At 60.8% G+C, this 22135-nt stretch carries 24 protein-coding genes and 1 tRNA gene; 24 read left to right on the forward strand and 1 reads right to left on the reverse strand.

Annotated elements, in window-relative coordinates; genetic code table 11:
- The first annotated feature begins 60 nt into the window (after positions 1-60).
- The 8 genes from JQF37_RS16760 (at position 61) to JQF37_RS16795 (ending at position 9002) form a co-directional block, all read left to right on the forward strand.
- Entirely contained in the window at positions 61-1719 is a 1659-nt protein-coding gene (locus tag JQF37_RS16760) for a bifunctional 3-(3-hydroxy-phenyl)propionate/3-hydroxycinnamic acid hydroxylase (protein ID WP_130208330.1), read from the forward strand.
- A gap of 1 nt (position 1720) precedes the next feature.
- Complete coding sequence (gene mhpB, locus JQF37_RS16765; RefSeq protein WP_130208332.1) at positions 1721-2671, forward strand: 3-carboxyethylcatechol 2,3-dioxygenase; 951 nt, start codon at positions 1721-1723, stop codon at positions 2669-2671.
- A gap of 20 nt (positions 2672-2691) precedes the next feature.
- The gene (locus JQF37_RS16770; RefSeq protein WP_130208334.1) at positions 2692-3555 is read left to right on the forward strand and encodes an alpha/beta fold hydrolase; all 864 of its coding nucleotides are present in this window, start codon (positions 2692-2694) and stop codon (positions 3553-3555) included.
- Positions 3556-3569: 14 nt separating this feature from the next.
- A complete protein-coding gene (gene mhpD / locus JQF37_RS16775; protein ID WP_130208336.1) occupies positions 3570-4376 on the forward strand; it encodes a 2-keto-4-pentenoate hydratase in 807 nt (268 codons plus the stop codon).
- Between the two features lie 32 nt (positions 4377-4408).
- On the forward strand, positions 4409-5344 hold the full coding sequence (locus tag JQF37_RS16780; protein ID WP_189340424.1) for an acetaldehyde dehydrogenase (acetylating): 936 nt from the start codon (positions 4409-4411) through the stop codon (positions 5342-5344).
- 10 nt (positions 5345-5354) lie between these two features.
- Positions 5355-6365 carry a 4-hydroxy-2-oxovalerate aldolase gene (gene dmpG, locus JQF37_RS16785; RefSeq protein WP_204149698.1) on the forward strand — a complete coding sequence of 337 codons (1011 nt, stop codon included), beginning with the start codon at positions 5355-5357 and terminating at the stop codon, positions 6363-6365.
- Positions 6366-6450: 85 nt separating this feature from the next.
- The gene (mhpT, locus tag JQF37_RS16790; protein WP_130208338.1) at positions 6451-7656 is read left to right on the forward strand and encodes a 3-(3-hydroxy-phenyl)propionate transporter MhpT; all 1206 of its coding nucleotides are present in this window, start codon (positions 6451-6453) and stop codon (positions 7654-7656) included.
- A 74-nt stretch (positions 7657-7730) separates the two neighbouring features.
- Positions 7731-9002 (forward strand): OprD family porin, encoded by a 1272-nt coding sequence (locus JQF37_RS16795; RefSeq protein WP_130208340.1) that lies wholly within the window; start codon positions 7731-7733, stop codon positions 9000-9002.
- A gap of 115 nt (positions 9003-9117) precedes the next feature.
- Here JQF37_RS16795 and JQF37_RS16800 read toward each other — a convergent pair whose 3' ends face one another.
- Positions 9118-10335 carry an MFS transporter gene (locus JQF37_RS16800; protein WP_130208342.1) on the reverse strand — a complete coding sequence of 406 codons (1218 nt, stop codon included), beginning with the start codon at positions 10333-10335 and terminating at the stop codon, positions 9118-9120.
- 332 nt (positions 10336-10667) lie between these two features.
- On the opposite strand from JQF37_RS16800, the gene JQF37_RS16805 reads away from it, so the two are divergent.
- The 16 genes from JQF37_RS16805 (at position 10668) to JQF37_RS16880 (ending at position 21927) form a co-directional block, all read left to right on the forward strand.
- The gene (locus JQF37_RS16805) at positions 10668-12725 is read left to right on the forward strand and encodes a methyl-accepting chemotaxis protein (protein ID WP_130208344.1); all 2058 of its coding nucleotides are present in this window, start codon (positions 10668-10670) and stop codon (positions 12723-12725) included.
- 116 nt (positions 12726-12841) lie between these two features.
- Positions 12842-12918: transfer RNA gene (locus JQF37_RS16810), tRNA-Met, on the forward strand.
- Positions 12919-13086: 168 nt separating this feature from the next.
- The gene (locus JQF37_RS16815) at positions 13087-14325 is read left to right on the forward strand and encodes a tyrosine-type recombinase/integrase (protein WP_204149699.1); all 1239 of its coding nucleotides are present in this window, start codon (positions 13087-13089) and stop codon (positions 14323-14325) included.
- A gap of 164 nt (positions 14326-14489) precedes the next feature.
- Positions 14490-15395, forward strand: a complete 906-nt coding sequence (locus JQF37_RS16820; protein ID WP_204149700.1) for a DUF6387 family protein — start codon at positions 14490-14492, stop codon at positions 15393-15395.
- Between the two features lie 161 nt (positions 15396-15556).
- Entirely contained in the window at positions 15557-15823 is a 267-nt protein-coding gene (locus tag JQF37_RS16825; protein ID WP_204149701.1) for an AlpA family phage regulatory protein, read from the forward strand.
- 1 nt (position 15824) lies between these two features.
- A complete protein-coding gene (locus tag JQF37_RS16830; RefSeq protein WP_204149702.1) occupies positions 15825-16184 on the forward strand; it encodes a hypothetical protein in 360 nt (119 codons plus the stop codon).
- Positions 16181-16828 carry a KilA-N domain-containing protein gene (locus JQF37_RS31845; RefSeq protein ID WP_204149703.1) on the forward strand — a complete coding sequence of 216 codons (648 nt, stop codon included), beginning with the start codon at positions 16181-16183 and terminating at the stop codon, positions 16826-16828. The genes JQF37_RS16830 and JQF37_RS31845 overlap by 4 nt, the downstream gene beginning before the upstream one ends.
- Before the next feature lie 308 nt (positions 16829-17136).
- Positions 17137-17310, forward strand: a complete 174-nt coding sequence (locus JQF37_RS16840; RefSeq protein ID WP_204149723.1) for a hypothetical protein — start codon at positions 17137-17139, stop codon at positions 17308-17310.
- The gene (locus JQF37_RS16845; RefSeq protein ID WP_204149704.1) at positions 17307-17549 is read left to right on the forward strand and encodes a hypothetical protein; all 243 of its coding nucleotides are present in this window, start codon (positions 17307-17309) and stop codon (positions 17547-17549) included. The genes JQF37_RS16840 and JQF37_RS16845 overlap by 4 nt, the downstream gene beginning before the upstream one ends.
- A complete protein-coding gene (locus JQF37_RS16850) occupies positions 17546-17773 on the forward strand; it encodes a hypothetical protein (RefSeq protein WP_204149705.1) in 228 nt (75 codons plus the stop codon). The genes JQF37_RS16845 and JQF37_RS16850 overlap by 4 nt, the downstream gene beginning before the upstream one ends.
- Entirely contained in the window at positions 17770-18114 is a 345-nt protein-coding gene (locus tag JQF37_RS16855) for a hypothetical protein (protein ID WP_204149706.1), read from the forward strand. The genes JQF37_RS16850 and JQF37_RS16855 overlap by 4 nt, the downstream gene beginning before the upstream one ends.
- 2 nt (positions 18115-18116) lie before the next feature.
- Positions 18117-18746, forward strand: a complete 630-nt coding sequence (locus tag JQF37_RS16860; RefSeq protein WP_204149707.1) for a DUF3102 domain-containing protein — start codon at positions 18117-18119, stop codon at positions 18744-18746.
- 6 nt (positions 18747-18752) lie between these two features.
- A complete protein-coding gene (locus tag JQF37_RS16865; RefSeq protein WP_204149708.1) occupies positions 18753-19040 on the forward strand; it encodes a hypothetical protein in 288 nt (95 codons plus the stop codon).
- Entirely contained in the window at positions 19033-19254 is a 222-nt protein-coding gene (locus JQF37_RS16870; protein ID WP_204149709.1) for a hypothetical protein, read from the forward strand. The genes JQF37_RS16865 and JQF37_RS16870 overlap by 8 nt, the downstream gene beginning before the upstream one ends.
- Positions 19251-20141: a toprim domain-containing protein gene (locus JQF37_RS16875; RefSeq protein WP_204149710.1), complete on the forward strand. Its 891-nt coding sequence runs from the start codon at positions 19251-19253 to the stop codon at positions 20139-20141. The genes JQF37_RS16870 and JQF37_RS16875 overlap by 4 nt, the downstream gene beginning before the upstream one ends.
- Positions 20128-21927, forward strand: coding sequence for a DUF927 domain-containing protein (locus JQF37_RS16880; RefSeq protein ID WP_204149711.1), 1800 nt, complete (start codon positions 20128-20130; stop codon positions 21925-21927). Before JQF37_RS16875 ends, JQF37_RS16880 begins: the two co-directional genes overlap by 14 nt.
- Positions 21928-22135 lie beyond the last annotated feature (208 nt).

The following is a 22135-nucleotide window of genomic DNA, read 5'->3' on the forward strand; positions in this document are numbered from 1 at the left end:
GCTACCTGATTTCCATACTGCGCCCAACAAGAAATCCAAAAGCGCTGTACGGAGATACCCATGAGTCTTGCACCCACTCCTTCCACGGTGGAGCTGAGCACCGACGTTGCCATCGTCGGCGCAGGCCCTGTCGGCCTGATGATTGCCAATTACCTGGGGCAATGTGGCGTCAACGTCACATTGGTGGAAAAGCTCGACAGCCTGATCGACTACCCCCGCGCCATCGGCCTGGACGATGAAAGCCTGCGTACTTTCCAGTCCGTCAGTCTGGCCGACAAGGTGCTGCCGCATACCACGCCCTGGCACGCCATGCGTTTCCTGACCCCCAAGGGTCGCTGCTTTGCCGATATCCAACCGAAAACCGACGAATTCGGCTGGTCTCGGCGCAACGCATTCATTCAACCCTTGGCCGACCGGGTACTGTTCGACGGCCTGCAGCGTTTCAACAACGTCAAGGTACTGTTCAGCCGTGAGCTCAGCAGTTTTGAGCAAAACGACAGCGCGGTGGTGCTCAACCTCACGGATCAGAATGGCCGCAGCGAACGCCTGCATGCCCGTTACCTGATCGGTTGCGACGGCGGCAACAGCCTGGTGCGGCGCAGCCTGGACATCAGCTTCGAAGGCAAGACCGCGCCGAATCAATGGATCGTCGTCGACATCGCCAATGACCCGTTGAGCACGCCACACGTTTATCTGTGCTGCGACCCGGTGCGCCCTTACGTTTCCGCCGCCCTGCCCCATGGCGTGCGTCGTTTCGAGTTCATGGTCATGCCCGGCGAAACCGAAGCCGAGCTGAGCAAACCGGAAAACATGCGCAAGCTGCTGGGCAAGGTGCTGCCGAACCCGGACAACATCGAACTGATCCGCAGCCGCGTCTATACCCATAACGCTCGTCTGGCCGGTCGGTTCCGTCAGGGCCGGGTGCTGCTGGCCGGCGATGCCGCGCACATCATGCCGGTATGGCAAGGCCAGGGTTACAACAGCGGCATGCGCGACGCGTCCAACCTGGCGTGGAAACTGTCGCTGGTGATCAAGGGCCTGGCCGCCGACAGCCTGCTCGACAGCTACGAACAGGAACGCCGCGACCATGCCAAGGCGATGATCGACCTTTCGGTACTCGCCGGCCATGTGCTGGCACCGCCGAAACGCTGGCAAGGCACCCTGCGCGATGGTGTGTCCTGGCTGCTCAATTACGTGCCGCCGGTCAAACGCTACTTCCTGGAAATGCGCTTCAAACCGATGCCGCAATACACCCGGGGCGCCTTGATCGTGCCGAGTGAAAAGGGCTCGCCAACAGGCAAGATGTTCATTCAACCGCAGGTGTTGACTGACGCCGGCAGCACGGTGTTGCTGGATGAAGTGATCGGTGAAAACTTCGCGATTATCGCCTGGGGCTGCGATCCGACCTGGGGCCTGACGGCAGCGCAAATTACCCAATGGAAAAACCTGGGCACGCGCTTTATTCAAGTGTTGCCGGACGTCCAGCTCAGAGCACCGAGCGATGCCGGCCACGACGTGATCCGCGTGGGTGACAGCACCGGTCGTTTGAAAGAGTGGTTCGCACTCGGCAATTCGTCCATCGCCCTGGTGCGTCCCGACCGCTTCGTCGCCGGATTGGCCATCCCCCAAACCGTTGGCCAGGCCTGCGATGAATTGGCCCGGGCGCTCAAAGTCCTGCCACAAACCGCTGCGAACGCTGTTGTCAGCAAGGTAGCTTGAGATGAGCGCCTATCTGCATTGTTTGTCTCACACGCCATTGGTGGGCTACGTCGATCCTGAACCGCACGTGTTGGCCGAAGTCGATGCCGTGATCAGCGATGCTCGCGAACGCATCGCCCGCTTCGACCCGCAGCTGGTGGTGGTGTTCGGACCGGACCATTACAACGGCTTTTTCTACGACGTGATGCCGGCCTTTTGCATCGGCATGGCGGCCGACGCCATTGGTGATTTCGACACCGCCGCCGGCCCCCTGGACGTGCCTAAAGCGCTGGCTGAATCCTGCGCCCAGGCTGTGCTGGATGCCGGTATCGACGCCGCGGTGTCTTATCGCATGCAGGTCGATCATGCGTTCGCGCAGCCGTTGGAACTGTTGCTCGGCGGCTTGCAGGGCTGTCCGGTGATTCCGGTGTTCATCAACTCCGTGGCCGTGCCCCTGCCTGGCTTCAATCGCGCCCGAATGCTGGGTGAGGCGATTGGCCAATGGGCGAAGTCGTTGAATAAGCGCGTGCTGTTTCTGGCCTCCGGCGGCCTGTCCCATCAGCCACCGGTACCGGAACTGGCCAAGGTCGATGCGCGTATGGCTGACCGTCTGATGGGCAGCGGGCGCCAGCTACCCGCCGATGAACGACAGGCACGCCAGAACCGGGTCATTCAAGCCGCCCGAGACTTCGTCGAAGACCCGCACAGCCTGCACCCCCTGAACCCGACATGGGATCAGCAGTTTCTCGACACCCTCGAACAGGGCCGTATGAGCGACCTCGACAGCCTGAGCAATGACGAATTGTCGGCGCTGGCCGGCAAGTCCACCCACGAAGTGAAAACCTGGGTCGCCGCCTTCTGCGCCCTCAGTGCTTTCGGCCCCTATCAGACCGAGGGCCGCTACTACCGCCCGATTCCCGAGTGGATTGCAGGCTTCGGTGCCCTTGGCGCACAGCCGCTGAACAATCACTAATGAATTCAAGGAACACTGCCATGACAGCCACTGCATTCAGTGAAGCTTCCACCAGCCGCTTTGCCCGTATCAAGGAAGGCGACCTGGACCTGCAACTGCACTACAACGACCTTGGCGAAGGTGCCGAAACCGTGGTCATGCTGCACGGCTCCGGGCCGGGCGCCAGCGGCTGGGCCAACTTCAATCGCAATATCGAGCCGCTGGTGAATGCCGGTTTCCGCGTGATCCTGATGGACTGCCCGGGCTGGAGCAAAAGCGACACGATCGTCAGTGAAGGCTCGCGCTCGAACCTCAATGCACAAGCGCTCAAGGGCCTGCTCGACGTGCTGGACCTGGACCGCGTGCACATCATCGGCAACTCGATGGGCGCCCACAGCACCGTGGCCTTCGCCCTGGAATACCCTGAGCGGATCGGCAAACTGATCCTGATGGGCGGCGGCACCGGCGGCCCGAGCGCCTTCGTTCCCCAGCCCACCGAAGGCATCAAACTGATCGGCGCGCTGTACCGCGATCCGACCATCGAGAACTTGAAGAAGATGATGAACGTCTTCGTTTTCGATGCCAGCGGCCTGACCGACGAACTGTTCCAGACCCGCCTGGACAACATTCTGTCGCGCCGCGATCACCTGGAAAACTTCGTCAAGAGCAGCACGATCAACCCCAAGCAATTTCCGGATTTCAGCCACCGCCTGCACGAAATCAGCGCCGACACCCTGCTTGTCTGGGGCCGCGAGGACCGCTTCGTGCCCATGGACACTGGCTTGCGCCTGCTGGCCGGCCTGCCCAAGGCGCAGTTGCATGTGTTCAACCGTTGCGGCCACTGGGCGCAGTGGGAACACGCCGAGAAGTTCAACCGTATGGTCCTGGACTTCCTGACCCACTGATCATCGAGGCTGAAATGAATCTGACTCAAGACACACTGCATCAACTCGCCGCTGATCTGCGCCAGGCCGAAGCCCATGGCGAAGCCATCGGGCCGCTGCGCGAGCAGATCGGTGAAGACAACGCCGAAGCCGCGTATGCCATCCAGCGCCTCAACGTCGACCACGGCGTGGCCAACGGGCGCCGCGTGGTTGGCCGCAAGATCGGCCTGACCAATCCCAAGGTCCAGGCCCAGCTGGGCGTGGGCCAGCCAGACTTCGGTACGCTCTTCGCTGACATGTGCTACGGCGACAACCAAACCGTGCCCGTCGGCCGCGTACTGCAACCGAAGATCGAGGCTGAAATCGCCCTGATCCTCGACCGCGACCTGCCTCGCGCCGACACCACATTCGCCGACGTGATGGCAGCCACCGGCTGGGTCGTCCCGGCACTGGAAATCGTCGGCAGTCGGGTCCAGGGCTGGAACATCCGCTTCGTCGATACCGTGGCTGACAACGCCTCCAGCGGCTGCTTCGTACTCGGCGGCCCGGCTCGACGTATCGATGGGCTCGACCTGCGCCAGGCCAGCATGCGCATGACCCGCAAGGGTGAAGAAGTGTCCAGCGGCAGCGGCGCCGAATGCCTCGGCCATCCGCTCAATGCGGCCGTCTGGCTGGCCTGCACCATGGCGCGCCTGGGCGATCCGCTGCGGGCGGGCGACATCATTCTCACCGGTGCGCTGGGGCCGATGGTCGCGGTAGCCGCCGGTGATCGGTTCGAGGCCGAGATCGACGGCATCGGCCGGGTTGGTGTGAATTTCTCGGTAGACAGTCGCGCCGAGTGATCGGCGACTTGCGTGCACATGAGGCAACAATAATGAACAAACTCAAAGTCGCCATCATCGGCTCCGGCAACATCGGCACCGACCTGATGATCAAGATCCTGCGTAACGCCAGGCACCTGGAAATGGCGGTGATGGTCGGCATCGACCCGGCCTCCGACGGTTTGGCCCGCGCCCAGCGCATGGGCGTGGCCACCACCCACGAAGGCGTCGAAGGCCTGACCCGCATGGACGTGTTCAAGGACATCGACTTCGTCTTCGATGCCACCTCGGCAGGCGCCCACGTGAAGAACGATGCGTTCCTGCGCTCGATCAACCCCGGCATTCGCCTGATCGACCTGACGCCCGCCGCCATCGGCCCGTACTGCGTGCCGGTGGTCAACCTGGAGCAGAATCTGGATCAGCTCAACGTCAACATGGTCACCTGCGGCGGCCAGGCGACCATCCCGATGGTCGCGGCGGTGTCGCGGGTGGCCAAGGTGCATTACGCCGAAATCGTCGCCTCGATTGCCAGCAAATCCGCCGGGCCCGGCACCCGCGCCAACATCGACGAATTCACCGAAACCACCTCCAAGGCCATCGAAGTGATCGGCGGCGCGGCCAAGGGCAAGGCGATCATCGTGATGAACCCCGCCGAGCCGCCGCTGATCATGCGCGACACGGTGTTCGTATTGTCCGAAGCGGCGGATCAGGCGCTGGTCGAAGCCTCCATCGTCGAGATGGCGGCCGCCGTGCAGGCCTACGTGCCGGGCTATCGCCTCAAGCAAAAAGTGCAGTTCGACGTGATTCCTGAAGACGCACCGTTGAACATCCCCGGCCTGGGTAAATTCTCCGGCCTGAGGACCTCGGTGTTCCTCGAAGTCGAAGGCGCCGCCCATTACCTGCCGGCCTACGCCGGCAACCTCGACATCATGACCTCCGCTGCCTTGGCCACCGCCGAGCGCATGGCGCAGTCGATGCAACAGGCCTGAGGAGAGCGACATGAACGGTAAGAAAATCTACATCTCCGACGTGACCCTGCGCGACGGCAGCCATGCGGTGCGTCATCAGTATTCCCTGCAAAACGTGCAGGACATTGCGCGCGCCCTGGACAAGGCGAAAGTCGACTCGATCGAAGTCGCCCACGGCGATGGTCTGCAAGGCTCGAGCTTCAACTATGGCTTCGCCGCGCACACCGATCTGGAATGGATCGAAGCGGCGGCCGATGTGATCCGTCACGCGAAAATCACGACGTTGCTGCTGCCTGGCATCGGTACCGTGCATGACCTGAAGGCGGCCTACAACGCCGGCGCCCGGGTGGTGCGCATCGCCACCCATTGCACCGAAGCCGACGTGTCGAAACAGCACATCGAATACGCCCGCGAGCTGGGCATGGACACCGTCGGTTTCCTGATGATGAGCCACATGATCCCGGCCGACCAGCTCGCCGCCCAGGCGAAGCTGATGGAAAGCTACGGCGCGACCTGCGTGTACATGGCCGACTCGGGCGGTGCGATGAACATGCAGGACATCCGTGATCGCTTCCGTGCCTTTAAAGCCGTGCTCAAGCCGGAAACCGAAACCGGCATGCACGCCCACCACAACCTGTCGCTCGGCGTGGCCAACTCGATCACGGCCGTCGAGGAAGGCTGCGACCGCATCGACGCCAGCCTTGCCGGCATGGGCGCCGGTGCCGGCAACGCGCCGCTGGAAGTGTTCATCGCCGCCGCCGAGCGCCTGGGCTGGAACCACGGCACCGACCTGTACACGCTGATGGACGCTGCGGACGACATCGTGCGGCCGTTGCAGGATCGGCCGGTGCGGGTCGACCGCGAAACCCTGGCCTTGGGTTATGCCGGGGTCTATTCGAGCTTCCTGCGCCACGCCGAAATCGCCGCAGCGAAGTACGGCCTCAAGACCCTCGACATCCTCGTCGAGCTGGGCAAGCGCCGGATGGTCGGTGGCCAGGAAGACATGATCGTCGACGTGGCGCTGGATCTGCTCAAGCGCTGAACCCTGCATCACCCCCGACTGGCCGCCCACGCAGCGGCCGGAAGGGCTTGCTTTGCCCATTACAACAATAAAACGGGTATTTCCCATGACATCGCTAAACGTGCTGACACCGTTATACATGGCACGGACCATCGGTCTGTGTTTCCTCGTTGCCCTGATGGAAGGCCTGGACCTGCAGGCCTCGGGGATCGCCGCCCAAGGTATGGCGGCGGCTTTCCAACTGGATAAATTACACATGGGCTGGGTCTTCAGCGCGGGCATTTTCGGCCTGCTGCCCGGTGCATTTCTCGGCGGTTTGCTGGCTGATCGCATTGGCCGTAAACGTGTGTTGATGGCGTCGGTCGCCCTGTTCGGACTGTTCTCGCTGGTCACGACCATGGCCTGGGACTTCAACAGCCTGCTGGTTGCCCGCTGCCTCACGGGCGTCGGCCTGGGCGCCGCATTGCCTAACCTGATCGCACTGAGCAGTGAAGTGGCTGGCCCGCGCCTGCGTGGCACGGCCGTGAGCCTGATGTATTGCGGCGTGCCCCTGGGCGCAGCGCTGGCTGCAAGCATTGGCATTGCCCAACTGGCCGGTGGCTGGCAAGTGGTGTTCTACGTCGGCGGCGTCGTGCCGTTGCTGATCGTGCCACTGCTGGGACTTTATCTGCCGGAATCAGCGGCGTTTCGCAGCGTCCGCGACGCTGCTCCGATCGGCGTGGTCAGCGGCCTGTTCCGCAACGGCGCGGCATTGCCGACCGTGATGATCTGGGTCAGCTACTTCTTTACGCTCATGGTGGTTTACATCCTGATCAACTGGCTGCCGAGCCTGTTGATCGGCCAGGGCTTCAGCGGGGCTCAAGCAAGCTGGGTGATGCTGGCGCTGCAATTTGGCGCGGCGGCAGGTACGTTGTTGCTGGGCTGGGTCATGGATCGTCTGCCGGCCTGGGCATTGTCGGCGTTGATTTACCTCGGCATTCTCGCGTCCCTGACCGCCCTGGGCATGGTCAGTCAATTGCAAAGCATGCTGGTGGCCGGCTTCGTCGCCGGTTTCTTCGCCACGGGCGGGCAATGTGTGCTGTATGCCTTGGCACCGCATTTCTATCGTCCGTCAATTCGCGCCACAGGTGTCGGCAGCGCCGTCGCCATCGGCCGGCTGGGCGCGATGAGCGGCCCGCTGGTGGCTGGCAAAATGCTCGCACTGGGCACTGGCACCGCCGGCGTGATGATGGCCTCGGCACCGGGCATCGTCATGGCGGCGCTGGCGGTGTTTTACCTGTCGGTACGCCGCAACCGCTCGCCCGCTGACTGACTCATCCGCTCTTTTCCCCCCGTGCCTCGATGGCGCGGGGCGTTATCCCTACAACAATAAAAGTGAACACTGCCATGCTCAGGAATTTTCTTCGGGCCTTCAGCGCCTGCACCTGCGTTTTGTCCATTGGCCAGGCTTGCGCCGCCGGTTTTGTCGACGACAGCCATGCCGATCTGGTGATGCGCAACTATTACTTCGATCGCAATTACGTCAACGCCACGCCTCAGGCGGCTGCTCGCGAGTGGGCGCAGGGCTTCATTCTCAACATGCGGTCGGGTTATACCGAAGGGCCTGTCGGCTTCGGCCTGGACGCCCAGGGATTGCTGGGGGTGCGCCTGGACTCGTCGCCTGACCGTACCGGGACCGGCCTGCTGCCGTACAACCCCACCACCCGCGAGCCGGCCAGTGAATATTCGGAGCTGGGCCTGACTGCCAAGGCCCGGGCGTCGAAGAGCGAGTTGCAACTGGGTACCATCAGCACGTTTCTGCCTATCGCCTTTGCCAGCCCTACCCGCTTGCTGCCGCAGACCTTCCGGGGCACGTACCTCAAGTCCCAGGAAATCGACAACCTGACCCTGCATGCCGGCTGGCTCGATCGTATCAACCTGCGCGACTCCACCAACTACCAGAAAATGTCGGTAGCCTCGCCTAACGGCCGCTTCAATGGCGCCGCCGAATCTGACCGCTTTACCTTCCTCGGCGGCGACTATGCCTGGTCGCCGCAACTGACGCTGAAGTACTACCACGCCGAACTGGCTGACCTTTACCGCAAGGACTTCTACGGCTTCGTCGACAATCGTCCGATCGGCCCCGGCAGCCTGAAAAGCGACTTCCGCCTGTTCGTCACTGGCGAGGACGGAGCGGCCAAGGCCGGCCCCGTGGACAACCGCAATGCGGCACTGATGCTGACCTATGCCTTGGGTGCCCACAAATTCGGTGCCGGCTACATGCAACTGACCGGCAAGACCGCAATGCCCTACCTGTTCGGCACCGAGCCGTTAGTCATCACCGAAGGCACGCTGAGCTCCGAGTTTCTTAACCCCAAGGAGCGCAGTTGGCAGGTGCGCTATGACTACAACTTCGCAGCCATTGGCGTACCTGGGCTCAACGGTATGCTGCGTTATGTGAGTGGCGACAATATCGAGCTGCCCAAGCTGGGAGGCTCCAATCTGAAAGAGAGTGAGAAGGATATCGAGGTCAACTACGTGCTGCAGGGCACGCCCCTCAAAGGCCTGGCTCTGCGCGTGCGCAACGCGTGGTACCGCAATGATTTCGCCGCGCGGGCCAGCCACCGGGATGACAATGAGCTACGGGTAAACGTCGATTACACATGGAAGCTATGGTGAGCTTCCGTCCAGCGAGTGGACGTGTATTGAATGTTGTCACCCTGGCGAGTGCGGCCTGTCGAGCGCAACGCAACGGCCCTTGAAATACACAACGCCCGATGCAGTGCATCGGGCGTCAGGCCTTTTTGGTTCGCGGCAAAAAAATCGCCAGGACACCCAATAGCGGCAGGAACGAACACAGGTAATACACGTATTCGATGCCGCGAATATCCGCCAGATGGCCGAGTAATGCCGCACCAATACCACCAAAACCGAACATCAGGCCGAAGAACACCCCGGCAATCATCCCCACATTACCCGGCACCAGTTCCTGGGCGTACACCACAATCGCCGAGAACGCCGAAGCCAGGATGAAACCGATGACCACGCTCAGGATGCTGGTCCAGAACAGATCGACGTGCGGCAAAACCAGGGTGAACGGCGCGACACCCAGGATCGAAAACCAGATCACCGCCTTGCGCCCGATCTTGTCGCCAATCGGCCCACCGAAGAAGGTCCCCGCCGCGACCGCACCGAGAAACAGGAACAGGTGCAGTTGCGAACTGGCCACCGACAGGTCGAATTTTTCGATCAGGTAGAAGGTGAAGTAACTGGTGAAACTGGCCATGTAGAAATACTTGGAGAACACCAGCAGCCCCAGCACCACTAACGCACTGATCACCCGGCCCCTGGACAAGCCGTGAGTCGCCGCCTGGCCTTGTTTGAGCTTGAACAGGTTCAAATGGTTGGCGTACCAGCGGCTGATCCGGTAGAGCACGAACAGAGCAAACACGGCGAACAGACCGAACCAGGCCACGTGACCCTGCCCATAGGGAATGATGATCGCGGCCGCCAGCAAGGGACCAAAGGCCGAGCCTGCGTTGCCGCCGACCTGAAAGGTCGATTGCGCCAGCCCGAAACGCCCGCCCGAGGCCAGTCGCGCCACCCGTGAAGCTTCCGGGTGAAAGGTCGAGGAGCCGATACCGATCAGCCCCGCCGCCAGCAGAATCAACGCAAAGCTGCCGACCACCGACATCATCAGAATTCCGACCAGCGTGCACACGGTGCCGGCGGGCAATAGCCATGGCTTGGGATGGCGATCGGTGTGATAACCGACCCACGGCTGCAATAGCGAAGCGGTCAGTTGAAACGTCAGGGTGATCAAGCCGACCTGGGTGAACGTCAGGCCGTAATTGGCCTTGAGCATTGGATAAATCGACGGCAGTACCGACTGGATCAGGTCGTTGATCAGGTGCGCCAGCGCGACCGCGCCGATGATTCGCATGACCAGAGGACTGCTTTGTGAAGGAGCAGGCGCCGATCCAGCGGCGGACTGAACATTGCTGATAGCCATGAGAATTTCCGGACAACAAGTAAGTGCGCACAGGCAGGTGCGTCAATGTGCCATTTTTCGGTGCGACAGCGCCATCCCCTTAGCCTGCTAACGACTTTTATATTCATCGGAAAGACGGTGATAGCCCAACGCCATGGTCTGAATCTTGCCTCGCTCTTGCGCTTCAACGCGGCCCCTTACAAAGGGGACCGAGAATGGGAAGTTTCACCACAGCGCTGGCTTACACAGCTGGCAAAGGTGAACTTTCGAGGCCGTTTACGGGGACACAGGTCGCGGTCGCAAAGACCTCGATACACGCCGATGGCGCGTGGTGTCCGAAGGAGTCATGGGGCATGCAGGCTTTTTTATCACCGGGGATCAGGCTGCTGGGGCGCTTTGGCTTCGCACGCAAATTTCAACTGTTGTTTCTGCTGTTTATCCTGCCGCTGGCCGGCAGTCTATGGATGATTGGTCTGGACTACCGAGACAAACTGAACCTGATCTCCGGCGAACGGGCCGGGGTCCGCCAGTTACTCGCCCTCGATTTGCTCGATAACCTGCTGGAGGCCCAGCGTGACCGTGCCGCTCGCTGGCGCGCCACCGAAACCAATCGCCAGCCAACGCCGGCAACACTCAGCGCCATGGCCGCATTCGACGCGGTCCAGCCTGCTGTCGCCCAAGCCACCTCAGACCTGAGCAGCGCCCTGCAAAAGGAAGGTGCGGAAGGCGAAACCCTGACCCGTTTTCAAGCGCTGCAAAATGCCCTCAACGGCCTGGACTCGAAGAGTCTGAGCAGCGTCGGATGGTGGCCGGACGGCTATGATCGCTTCACCAACGCCCTGAGCGCGCTGCAAGCCTTGCGCGAGCAGATCGCCATGGATAATCGCCTGACGCTGGCCCCCTGGCTGGAAACCTACCTGCTGACGCAGATCTCCACTCAGCACGCGCCCGACCTGATCGAACGCGTCGGCCGCCTGGCCAGTCTCGGCCAGGCCTCGGTGGTGTCCGGGCAATTCACGCTGCAAAGTCGCCTGCAACTGCGCGACTTGCGCAGTCGAATCGGCGATGCCCGGGAACAACTGGTCAAAACGGCAGGTTTGCTTGAAGCGCGGCTGCCCAGCGCTCTGCAAGCCTGGGCCGGGCAATACCATGACAGCCTCAAGCACCTCGACGCTGGCCTGAAAGTTCTGGACGACGGTGTGTTCGGCGGCAGCATCACCCTCAAGCCCGAAGACTTCGAACGCAGCCTCGATGCCCTGCTTTCCGACCTCGCCGCGTTGCGCCAGCAATCACTGGTTTCACTGGATCAGCGCCTGGATGACTACCAGGGTTCGGCCATACGCCGGTTCATTGTGACGGCGAGCATATTGGGCGGCCTGCTGCTGGCCGCGCTGTACCTGTTCATCTGTTTGCAGGCGTCGATCCGCCGCAGCGCCAGCGGTATCACCTTGCTGGCCGAGGCCTTGCGCGATGGCAATCTGAGCTTGCAGGTGCCGGTGCACGGCCGCGACGAACTGGCCGCCATCAGCACCGCCCTCAACGTCGCGGTGGTGCAATTGCGCGCCAGCCTGCTGGGGGTCGATCACGAAACCCTGCAACTGAGCAACGCGGTGCAAACCCTCAATCATCACTCTGCCGACGCCTTGGGCGAGGTCGAAGCCCAGCAACTGCAAATCAGCCAGATTGCAGCGGCGGCGACGCAACTGGCCGCGACCTCCCAAGGGGTCTCCGACAGCTGCGAACGAGCGTCCGGCAGCGCCCAGCAGACCCAGCGTATCGCCGCCGACAGCAGCCGTGACAGCCAGCGCACGACGGCCAGCATCCAACAACTCAATCAACGCTTGAATGACACGGCGGCGGCGCTGGGCCGGGTCAGTGAGCAGGGGCAGCAGATTCAACTGGTGGTCGATACCATTCGCGGCGTCGCCGAACAGACCAACCTGCTGGCGCTCAATGCCGCCATCGAAGCGGCCCGCGCCGGTGAACAGGGCCGCGGTTTCGCCGTGGTGGCCGATGAAGTGCGCAGCCTGTCGCAACGCACCCAGTCCTCGACCGCGCAAATCGCCGGCACCGTCGACAGCCTGCGCAGCACCGTGAACGAAGCCGTCAGCCTGATGGAAGCGGCCTGCGGGCAGGCTCAGACCGATGCGCAGGCCGTCACCAGCCTCGGCGAACGCTTGGGGGAAATCGCCAGCGCCGTACAGGGGGTCACCGACACCCTGGCGCAGATCGCCACGGCGGTCGACGAGCAAGCGAGTACAGCCGATGAGGTCAGCGGCAACATCCAGCAAGTCGATCAGGCGGCGGTCCGCTTGCTCGAAGGTGCGCGGGCGGTGAACCTTGCGGCAGATACCTTGAGTCAGGGCAGCAAGGCTTTGAGCGCCAATACCGGCAGATTTCAGCTCAAATGATGCCCTCCCCTGACCCGTTTTTTCGGGTCAGGAGGATAAGCGGTTGAAAGCGTAGAGAAATATTTTAGATTTATGCTTGACGCATCCCCGTTACCGGTGAATAATGCGCGCCACTTGGCTACATAGCTCAGTTGGTTAGAGCATAGCATTCATAATGCTGGGGTCCGGGGTTCAAGTCCCTGTGTAGCCACCAAGTACCGATTCACAGATGTCTACAGCAGTCTATGAATCACCTCAAGAAGCCCGCCTCGTGCGGGCTTTCTTGTTTCTGGCTGTATCTACTTATCTCCCCCTATATCTTCCCTTCGTGTATCCCCTCATGTACCTTGGAAAATAATTGAAACTGAGGGGTACAAGGAAAATGAAGCGCAGCGAGATAAAACGCCGCCCTTTAGCCGACACCGTGCTGGCCACACTGGAACCAGAGGCCAAGGAGTACCGGGAGCTGGACGGCAACGCCCTGTATCTGCGCGTGCGCCCGGATGGAAGTAAGTCGTGGCAACTGCGCTACAAGAAGCCAGACGGCAAGTGGTCGTGGCTTGGCCTTGGCGGTTACGGCACTGGCGATCATCAGCTATCAGGATCGCAAGCCAGACAAAAAGCCGCCCTGCTGAGAGAGGACGCCGCAAAAGGCGGGAACCCACTCGCCACCAAGCGAGCCAGGAAGGCCGCAGAGATCGAGGCAACGAACAACACGTTTGAGCACTTGGCACGGGAGTGGTACGCCGCCAAGCGCAAAAGCTGGACGGATGGAACGGCAACCCGAACCATCGGCGCACTGGAGCTTCATGTATTCCCCGTGTTTGGCAAACGGATTTACACCGAGATCCTGCCAATGGAGTGGATGGAGTTCCTACGCGGTATGGAGCAAAAGGGCATCATCGAGCAGACCAGCCGAGTGCGCGCCCGCTGCCAAGAGATTTACGACCTTGCCCGCGTCACTGGCCGCGCCACCCATAATCCGCTGGAAGGGCTCCACAAGTTTCTCCAGACCAAGCCATCAGAGAACTACGCCCATGTTCCGGTGGATGAATTGCCACCACTGTTACGCGCCATCCGGGCATACCCCAGCGCCATAGATGTTCGGATCGGCCTACACCTCCTTTCCATGCTTGCCTGTCGCCCGTCCGAGTTACGCGAGGCCCGGTGGTCTGAGTTCGACCTAGACAGCGCTCTTTGGACAATCCCTGCCGAGCGGATGAAGCGACGCCGCGAACACCTTGTGCCCCTGCCCCGCCAAGCTGTGGAGTTGCTGATCGGCCTACGCAATCTCACTGGAGGTTATCCGCTGCTGTTCCCTGGCCGCAGCGACTCCACCAAGCCCCGCAGCAACACCGTATTTCTAATGGCCCTGCGCCGCCTCGGCTACGAAGGTCGCCAAACCGGCCACGGTTTCCGTCACATCGCCTCAACGATCCTCAACGAGCACGGTTTCGACGAAAACCACATCGAGGCGCAGCTATCGCACGTCAAGGAAGGCGTGGCTGGGATCTACAACAAAGCTCAGTACTTGGCACAGCGCACGACCATGATGCAATGGTACGCCGACCATCAGGACACCTTGGCCAAGGGAAACGTCGTGTCAATCAAGAGGGCCTGAAGCGGGCCTTCCTTTGTGCCCATAGACAGATATAGACTGAATGCTATTACTGTTTAAATAACCAGTGCAAGAACAGAAAGTTTGGCTAACCAAATTAGTAAATAGCGGGCTATTCGCCCGTATGGAAAGCTGACTTATTCCAGGACGCCCGCCCGGGGGACAGTATGGCCAGAGCCAAAATTCCAGAATGGTTTGATCTCAAAGCTTATCAAATACCTCTATCGCATGATCAGTGGGGCGTGAGCATAGAAATGCGTGCGCTGTTTATGAAGACGAAGCCATTTTTAGGAAAGGACCAGCAGGAAAGTTATTTTAGAACCTTTGCCGGCCGCATCCCTGGCGATTTTGGATTGATCGAGCGCCACACTGATCCATTTCCAGTGAGATCAATGATTGCTGCCGATCTGGCAGTAATCTCTGCGTCCTGGTCAGTGGACGAGTCTTGGCAGGCACTTTACAAAAAAGTGTGCTCTGTCGTAGGCAAGGATGCCCCTCCGGAGCTATTAGAGGAGGTAGTCAGCATTTACGAAGGTGGAAGCTTGCTAAAAAAAGAAGCGTTGGAAAAGGTTGGCTGGCTTGCTCCAGAGTTCTGCCACGGAGTTCCAATTACGGTGGACCTCGATAGCGACGACGAAACACTCAAGATCGCTTTTAGCATATGGCTCGCAGGAGTCAGGAGCGATATGAATGAGCGATTCAAAAAGCCCATCAGCGACGACGACTTTCAAAAATGGCACAAGTACAGAATTCTAGCGGCCTTTGATCTGTACCAATGGGCAGAAATCAAAGGCGTACGCTTCACGCATAACCAGATAGCGAATGCACTGTTTCCACCCAGCTCGATCACCTTTGAGGACAGAGATGTCGATATGGGGGATCGGATTAGGAAAGTAGTCAAACCGCTAATGGAGCAGAGCATTACGTCAGAGACGGTTCGCCTTATTGGTGCCACTACCAGGCTTGAAAGATACCTGGGCCAGGTGGTGGAAAAAGACAAGGCGGAAAGGATTGCTGCCGAAGCGGAATCAAAACCAGAAAAAACCATTCCGGAGTCGCCTGAATCCTCCTGAGTTCCGGATTCAAATGCCGGCACCACGGTGCCGGAAAGGCTTTCGCCAATAGCTCATCCGGAACGAAAACCGAGCTTTTCCATGACTTCTGTTGCTGGGCGTAACCCCTTTAAATCTGAACCCGAGGACACACCAGTCTCTATCACTCGGGATACAGAACTATGCACTCGACCCAAGCTCATATACAGCCAGCCGCTACGACCATTCACCAGTTCGACCCAGCCACGGTCATCATCCGCATCAGCGAACTTTCGGCAATCACTGGCTACGCCCGCCCGACCATCTACAAACGCCTGAAAGACGATCCGACCTTCCCACGTCCCGTGCCACTGAGCGATAGCAAATCGCGCGGGGCGCCTGTTGGCTGGGTTTTGGCTGAAGCTCAGGAATGGGTGCGCCAGCGCATCGCCCTGCGCGAGGTGGCCTGAAATGAAAAAGAGCCAGCCCCTTAACCAGCAGACCGACCCCTCGCCCGCCGATATTACCACCAGCACCGGGAAAGCGCCGACGAAGATCAGTCGCGTCCTGAACTTTATGCTTCAGGATCACAGCCTCAACCGCTTTGAGGCTGAACGCCTAGGCGACCACTGCTTGCACTCGACCATCAGCAGCCTGGCGAATGGCTACGGTCTGAAATTTGAGCGCCAGATTGAACGCGTGCCGAACCACTGGGGCGAACCTTGCACCGTGACGCGCTACACCCTGCCGGCCAGCGAGCACCGCCGCGCACGCAACGTACTGCTGATGCTGAGCAAGCCCCTGAAGCAGCGCCAGAAGGTGGCAGCATGAGCGCCCGCATCATTCCCTTCGACTACGACGGTCAGGCCGTGCGCTTCAATGCTGAAGGCTGGATCAATGCCACTGAAGCAGCCGCACGCTTCGGCAAGCTCCCGCACGAATGGCTGCGCCTTCCAGAAACAGTTGCCTACCTGGAGGCCCTGGTTAAATGCGGGAAAATCCCGCAATTAGTCCGCACCCAGCGTGGCCGCAACGGCGGCACCTGGCTCCATCCCAAGCTGGCAGTAGCCTTTGCCCGGTGGCTTTCCGTGGACTTCGCCATCTGGTGTGACGATCAGATCGATGCCCTACTCCGCGGCGATCAAAGCACTTGGCAGCAAGCTCGCCAACAATCCGCCGTCGGCTACCGCGGTCTGTGTGATGCCCTAGCAATCGCCTACGAGGAGAACGGCAAGACTCCCCAGCGCCACCACTTCATCAACGAAGCCAAGCTGATCAACCAGGTAATCACTGGGCAATTCGCCGGCCGCGATCGCGATCAACTCACCGCGCATGAACTGGTGCTGGTGTCACTGATAGAGATCCGCGACGTGCTCCTGATCGGCCAAGGCAAAGACTTCGCAGCCCGTAAATCCTCCCTTCTGCGCTACATCCAGAGCCTGCGCGCCAAGCATCTTCGGAGTGATGCCGCATGATGACTATGCTCATGTCCAACGATGAGTGGTCTATAACTTCTCTTGCCAGCAGTCACCCCCGCAGGTATGGTTTGCCCGTCGCTGCAAATTCAGCGAACGGGATTGGCGTCCTGAACTCCAAGGCGGATACCCCGCCTCTTGCGCGGTTTTTTTGTGTCCGCAACACGGTAATGCCTTTATGGGCGGGCCGTGTGGGGAGCATTCGTGCTCAGCAGCCCTTGGACTGCCACGCCAACCTGCACGGTTCTGCTCACCATGATTGGCGTCATGGGAGCGGAGTTTTAGACCGCACTCCAAGGCAAACCATCATGACCACGCGACATATCCTCACTCTAAATCTGCCCAAAGCCCGCACTGCTTTTCATCGTGCCTGCGCCCTGGCCGCTTTGCATGCCGACTCGTCGTTGGCTGTTCGCCTGCGTCGCTGGAATCACCACATGACCATCGTCCGCACACTGGAATCGGTCGGAGGTGAAAAATGAGCCAGGCCACCACCATCACCAACGATGCTCTCGAACTCCTCCGCGCCACACACGAACGCATCAACCATATGCGAGTGTTGTTCAACTCCATCATCAAGGATCTGAAGCACGGCAAGTCGAGCGACATCGAGGAGTTGGCCAACCTCGGCGGCTTCCTCGGTTACGACTGGGCGAACTACATCGACAGCGAAGTCGAGTCGATGCAAAAAACGCTGGATGCTGTGGAGGACGCAGTATGACCTTCCCTATCCAGCCCATCGCAGCACCGGCCCATTGCACTCTCGATGACTTGCGCGACGTGCAAGGCATCCTTGTATTACTGAGCCTAGCGCTTGCCGTCATCGCCTCGCCCACCACGCCAATCATCCTTGCCCGCGTCGCCGCCGTAATGGCGCAGCACACCGCTATGGCCTGGGCCGAGTTGCTGGATGGCGTTATCGCTGAGCAAGGGGGTGAACTATGAACGCAGCAATCAAGCGCCCCATCCTTTGCCGTGACGACCTGAGCTTCACAAAGCGCGATGACGAAGACCGACTCATTAACTGGCCTCGGTACAACAAAGGGGCGCCGGCGGACTGGAAAAAGGGCATCGCTTGCTTCGATGGCGAAGTTGCCGAACTGGCTGCTCACGATGAAACCGAGGCGTTCCACGCTATCCAGTTCGCAATTGCGGACATGGGCGGGCGCTCCACCTGCCTTGAAACCGGCTTTATCGATCGCGTGGCGCGCGCCGCAGTAATTGGCTTGCGAGCAATGCGTAACGGCACTCAGCGGTTCGAACCTAAAGACTCCGAGGAGGCTTAATCGTGGCGAATATTCAGCAATGCCAGACGGCACCAATTGACGCGATCCCACTGGAAAGCCTGGCTGCGACGATCAACCGTTGTATCTGTGACGCAGAAAAATCAGCTCGCACCGCAATGGATCTGGCGCTTGAGGCTGGGCATAACCTCAATCTGGCCAAGGAGCAGGTTCCGCACGGTCAATGGAACGCATGGTTGGCGGAAAACGTGACGGCGGCACCACGCACGGCTCAGGCATACATGAGGCTGGCGCGGGAAGTCCCGTTGCTGTCTGTCGAAGAAGCGCAACGCGTTGCGGATTTGCCGTTGCGTGAGGCGGTAAAGGCAATCGCTACTTCGCCAGAAGCGCCCACACATAGCAACTTGCCGACGATTCGCGTCAAGGCCTTAAGCGACCGCGACCGTCTGAGCAAAGCGTTTGATAGCGCAGCCAAGGGAATCAGAAAGGTTTCGCGAGCATCAGCTCATGGCGTGAGTTTGAAGCAGAAAGAGATTGGGGCCGCACGGCGCGCACTGGAGCAGGCGCTTGCTCAACTCGATGAGTTAGAGCGCGACCACCTGGACATCGACCCGACGCAGGTATCAAGCGAGCCACCCACGACCAGCGCCAGCCCTGACACCGTAGAGGCTTAACCCACCATGAATAACCAAACCTGCAAAACAGCGGGCGCACACTCGGCTTACCCAAAAAAAGCCACTCACTTGTTTTTTGTGACCCATCCAAAGGTGCCCAAGACACTCCTCGGCCCATTTCTGACCGAGGCTGATGCCGAAGCTGGCCGCGTCGTGATGCGTAGTGCTGATGCCGTGGTGACGGCCTGCCCGGTCGAATCAATCGACCACATCACTCACTGGTACGCCATGAACAATGGCCGAGTTTGTCGTGCCTTCGCTGGCGCTGATCGCCTGGGGGTGAATCATGGGTGACGTTATCCAGTTCGACCCATTCACCAGCATTGTGCGCGATGACGTGCCGCCACACATGGACGACTTCGGGCGCGGGCTGCTGATCGGCGCGTTCAGCGATCTGGTGAAACTGCGTGACAGCGCGACGAACGAGCACAGCCGCAAGCAGGCCGATGCGATCGTTAAGCAGATCGGTCGCGTGCTGTCGCGGTACGAACCGGAGGGCGCCGCATGACTGATCCGGCGATCCTTTTCCGTGACGCGCTCCAGTCGGTCTATGGGGCGCTCGACTGGATACCCGTGCCCGATGGCGCCATTCACCGCTTCCACGTCCCCGGCGACAAGCCCGGCACGCTAGCCGGATGGTATGTCCTGTACCTGGACAACATCGCCTCGGGTGCGTTCGGTAGCTGGAAGACTGGTGGCGCCAGCACCTGGTGTAGTCGTGAACCGGTGGACGCCCGCGAAGCCGAGCAAGTGCGCCAGCGCATCGAGCAGGCCAGGCGCCAGCGTGAAGCCGAGCAGCAACGGCGCCAGCTCAAGGCCGCGAACCTTGCTCAGCGTTGGTGGCGTGATGCGCGTCGCGCCGATCCCGATCACCCGTACCTGACAGCCAAGGGCGTTCGCTCCCACAGCCTGCGCCAGCGTGGGGACGAATTGCTGGTGCCTCTGTACTCCAGTGGCGTGCTGGTCAACCTGCAACGAATCGCCCCGGACGGCAGCAAGCGCTTCCTGTTTGGGGGGCGGATCAAGGGCACCTATTCGCCGCTGGGACGCATCACACCGGGCAAGCCGCTTTGCATCTGCGAAGGCTGGGCAACGGGCGCAACGCTTCACGAAAGCGGCTACACCGTCGCCTGCGCCATGAACGCAGGGAATCTCAAGCCGGTGGCGCTGGCGCTTCGGGCTGAATACCACAGCGTCGAAATCATCATCGCGGGCGATGACGATCGCCTCACCGCAGCCGAGGGCAAGGGCAATCCCGGACGCGCCGCCGCCAATGCCGCCGCCGCAGCCGTAGGTGGGCTGGTGACGTTTCCCGAGTGGCCCGCCGACGCCCCTCTGGCCCTCACCGACTTCAACGACTTAGCAGCCTGGAGCCGCCACCATGCGCACGCCTGAGAACAACGTAATCAACCTGCGCCCCGAGGCGCCCATGGTCGAGCCTGAACGCCCGTGTTGGGGTGTTTACGATCACTGGGTGACGAATGAGAAAGGCCGCAGGCTGCGCCCCGGGGTGTACTGGCACAGCTTCAAACGCACTGCTGCAGATGATGATTCCGACGACGAGAAAGCAGACCGCCCCATCACGGATGAATGGATCGCCACCCCTGTGACCGTTGCTGCTCGCACCACCAACAGCGACGACGGCAGCGAGGGCCGCTTCCTGCGTCTGGTGACTGAGAGCGGCATCAAGGAATGGATTATCCCCATGGAGGTGTTCGGCGGTAGCGGTGAGGACGCCAGGCGCCAGCTGTTCGGCATGGGCGTAATCATTGCGCTCAAGAAACGTGGTGCGTTCATGGAGTACTTGCTTGAGCAGCGCCCCGCCGAGGTGTTCGCCACCACTTGCCGACCGGGCTGGCATGAATCGGGCGCCTTTGTGTTGCCAGGCCGCACCATCGGCAGTGACAAGGTGCGTTATCAGGCCAGCGGCAAAGGTCAGAACCTATTCAGCCTGCGCGGCGACCTGGAGGGATGGAAAACCGAAGTTGCGGCCAAGTGCGAGGGCAATCCGGTACTGACGCTGGCGATTGGCTGCGCGCTGGCTGGCCCGCTGCTGAGTCTGGTCGGCGTATTGGGTGGCGGGGTTCACCTGGTGGGCGATAGCTCGAGCGGCAAGTCGCTGGCGCAACTGATCGGTTCGTCGGTGTGGGGCGACCCGGGCGTATTCGCCGCCAGCTGGGACATGACCAAGGGCGGCTTGGAGATCGAAGCATCGAGCCGCAATGACACCATGTTGCCCCTGGACGAAATCAAACGGGCCGACCCCAAGCGCGTACAGGAAATGGCGTACTCCCTCGCCAACGGCCAAGGCAAAGGCACCATGACCCGCGACCGGGAAGCCCGCGGCAAACTCAACTGGCGCCTGCTGGCGCTTTCGAGTGGCGAACGCTCCCTGTCCGAGCACGCCGCCATCGGTGGTAATGCGGCCCATGCTGGCGCTGAGCTGCGCATGGTCGACGTGAACGCCGGCACCCGCACGCACCGGGCCTTCGATGAATTACACGGGCTTGAGGGAGCGGACTTTCACCGCCAGCTCACCGTCGCTGTAGGCGCCCACCACGGCCACCTTGGGCCAGCCTTCGTGGAGTGCCTTGTCGCTGCCGACGACAAGCCCGGCCTGCTCAGCGACTTTGACGGTATCCGCGCCCAGTTCGTCGAGGACAATGCCCAGGCGGGACGCGTGGCTGACCGGTTCGCCGTAATCGCGCTGGCGGGGGAGATGGCTATCGCCTATGGGCTGCTCCCGTGGGAGCCAGGTACCGCCCTCGCCGACTGCCGCTTGCTCTATGGCGAATGGCTCTCCCGTGTTGGCGGCGGGAACGCAGAAGATCGCCAGATCTTGGCCGGCATCATCGATTTCATCGACAAGCACGGCAGCAGCCGGTTCTCCGATGTCGACGCGCCAGAGGTGGACGCCAAAGTGTTCAACCGCGCCGGCTATTGGGAGCTGGTGGCCGGCAAGCGGCTATTCCTGTTCAACAAATCTGCACTCATCGAGGCCGCTCACGGATTCGGCCTTACCCGCGTGATCAAGGCGCTGGAAGTTGGCGGAGCCCTGGCCAAGCGCGACACCGACCGCGATAGCCGCAAAACCAAAAAGTACCGTATTCCCGCCGGCGGTTCAGCGCGCCTTTACGTGATCGATCCAGAAGCCCTGGACAGTGAAGGGGGCGCGGTATGACTCCGATCGACACCAAGCGCGATTGCCCGAGTTCACAGGAACCTAAATTTGTGGGGAACAAGGGGAACGGGGGAACAGCCAGTAAAACCGGGGCCTGTGGCCGTTCCCCCCTTTTGAATGTATGGGGAACAGGGGGAACACAAACATGTTTTTGAATATAAGCGTTCTCGCTTCTCCTAACGTTCAGTTATCACTGTTCCCCACAAAA

Source organism: Pseudomonas sp. MIL9 (assembly GCF_016887925.1).
Lineage (GTDB): Bacteria > Pseudomonadota > Gammaproteobacteria > Pseudomonadales > Pseudomonadaceae > Aquipseudomonas > Aquipseudomonas mohnii.

Excerpts from the sequence above, each read along its gene's own strand:
- JQF37_RS16760 (WP_130208330.1), top strand. The coding sequence starts at position 61 with ATGAGTCTTGCACCCACTCCTTCCACGGTGGAGCTGAGCACCGACGTT.
- mhpB (WP_130208332.1), top strand. The coding sequence starts at position 1,721 with ATGAGCGCCTATCTGCATTGTTTGTCTCACACGCCATTGGTGGGCTAC.
- JQF37_RS16770 (WP_130208334.1), top strand. The coding sequence starts at position 2,692 with ATGACAGCCACTGCATTCAGTGAAGCTTCCACCAGCCGCTTTGCCCGT.
- mhpD (WP_130208336.1), top strand. The coding sequence starts at position 3,570 with ATGAATCTGACTCAAGACACACTGCATCAACTCGCCGCTGATCTGCGC.
- JQF37_RS16780 (WP_189340424.1), top strand. The coding sequence starts at position 4,409 with ATGAACAAACTCAAAGTCGCCATCATCGGCTCCGGCAACATCGGCACC.
- dmpG (WP_204149698.1), top strand. The coding sequence starts at position 5,355 with ATGAACGGTAAGAAAATCTACATCTCCGACGTGACCCTGCGCGACGGC.
- mhpT (WP_130208338.1), top strand. The coding sequence starts at position 6,451 with ATGACATCGCTAAACGTGCTGACACCGTTATACATGGCACGGACCATC.
- JQF37_RS16795 (WP_130208340.1), top strand. The coding sequence starts at position 7,731 with ATGCTCAGGAATTTTCTTCGGGCCTTCAGCGCCTGCACCTGCGTTTTG.
- JQF37_RS16800 (WP_130208342.1), bottom strand. The coding sequence starts at position 10,335 with ATGGCTATCAGCAATGTTCAGTCCGCCGCTGGATCGGCGCCTGCTCCT.
- JQF37_RS16805 (WP_130208344.1), top strand. The coding sequence starts at position 10,668 with ATGCAGGCTTTTTTATCACCGGGGATCAGGCTGCTGGGGCGCTTTGGC.
- JQF37_RS16815 (WP_204149699.1), top strand. The coding sequence starts at position 13,087 with ATGAAGCGCAGCGAGATAAAACGCCGCCCTTTAGCCGACACCGTGCTG.
- JQF37_RS16820 (WP_204149700.1), top strand. The coding sequence starts at position 14,490 with ATGGCCAGAGCCAAAATTCCAGAATGGTTTGATCTCAAAGCTTATCAA.
- JQF37_RS16825 (WP_204149701.1), top strand. The coding sequence starts at position 15,557 with ATGCACTCGACCCAAGCTCATATACAGCCAGCCGCTACGACCATTCAC.
- JQF37_RS16830 (WP_204149702.1), top strand. The coding sequence starts at position 15,825 with ATGAAAAAGAGCCAGCCCCTTAACCAGCAGACCGACCCCTCGCCCGCC.
- JQF37_RS31845 (WP_204149703.1), top strand. The coding sequence starts at position 16,181 with ATGAGCGCCCGCATCATTCCCTTCGACTACGACGGTCAGGCCGTGCGC.
- JQF37_RS16840 (WP_204149723.1), top strand. The coding sequence starts at position 17,137 with ATGACCACGCGACATATCCTCACTCTAAATCTGCCCAAAGCCCGCACT.
- JQF37_RS16845 (WP_204149704.1), top strand. The coding sequence starts at position 17,307 with ATGAGCCAGGCCACCACCATCACCAACGATGCTCTCGAACTCCTCCGC.
- JQF37_RS16850 (WP_204149705.1), top strand. The coding sequence starts at position 17,546 with ATGACCTTCCCTATCCAGCCCATCGCAGCACCGGCCCATTGCACTCTC.
- JQF37_RS16855 (WP_204149706.1), top strand. The coding sequence starts at position 17,770 with ATGAACGCAGCAATCAAGCGCCCCATCCTTTGCCGTGACGACCTGAGC.
- JQF37_RS16865 (WP_204149708.1), top strand. The coding sequence starts at position 18,753 with ATGAATAACCAAACCTGCAAAACAGCGGGCGCACACTCGGCTTACCCA.
- JQF37_RS16870 (WP_204149709.1), top strand. The coding sequence starts at position 19,033 with ATGGGTGACGTTATCCAGTTCGACCCATTCACCAGCATTGTGCGCGAT.
- JQF37_RS16875 (WP_204149710.1), top strand. The coding sequence starts at position 19,251 with ATGACTGATCCGGCGATCCTTTTCCGTGACGCGCTCCAGTCGGTCTAT.
- JQF37_RS16880 (WP_204149711.1), top strand. The coding sequence starts at position 20,128 with ATGCGCACGCCTGAGAACAACGTAATCAACCTGCGCCCCGAGGCGCCC.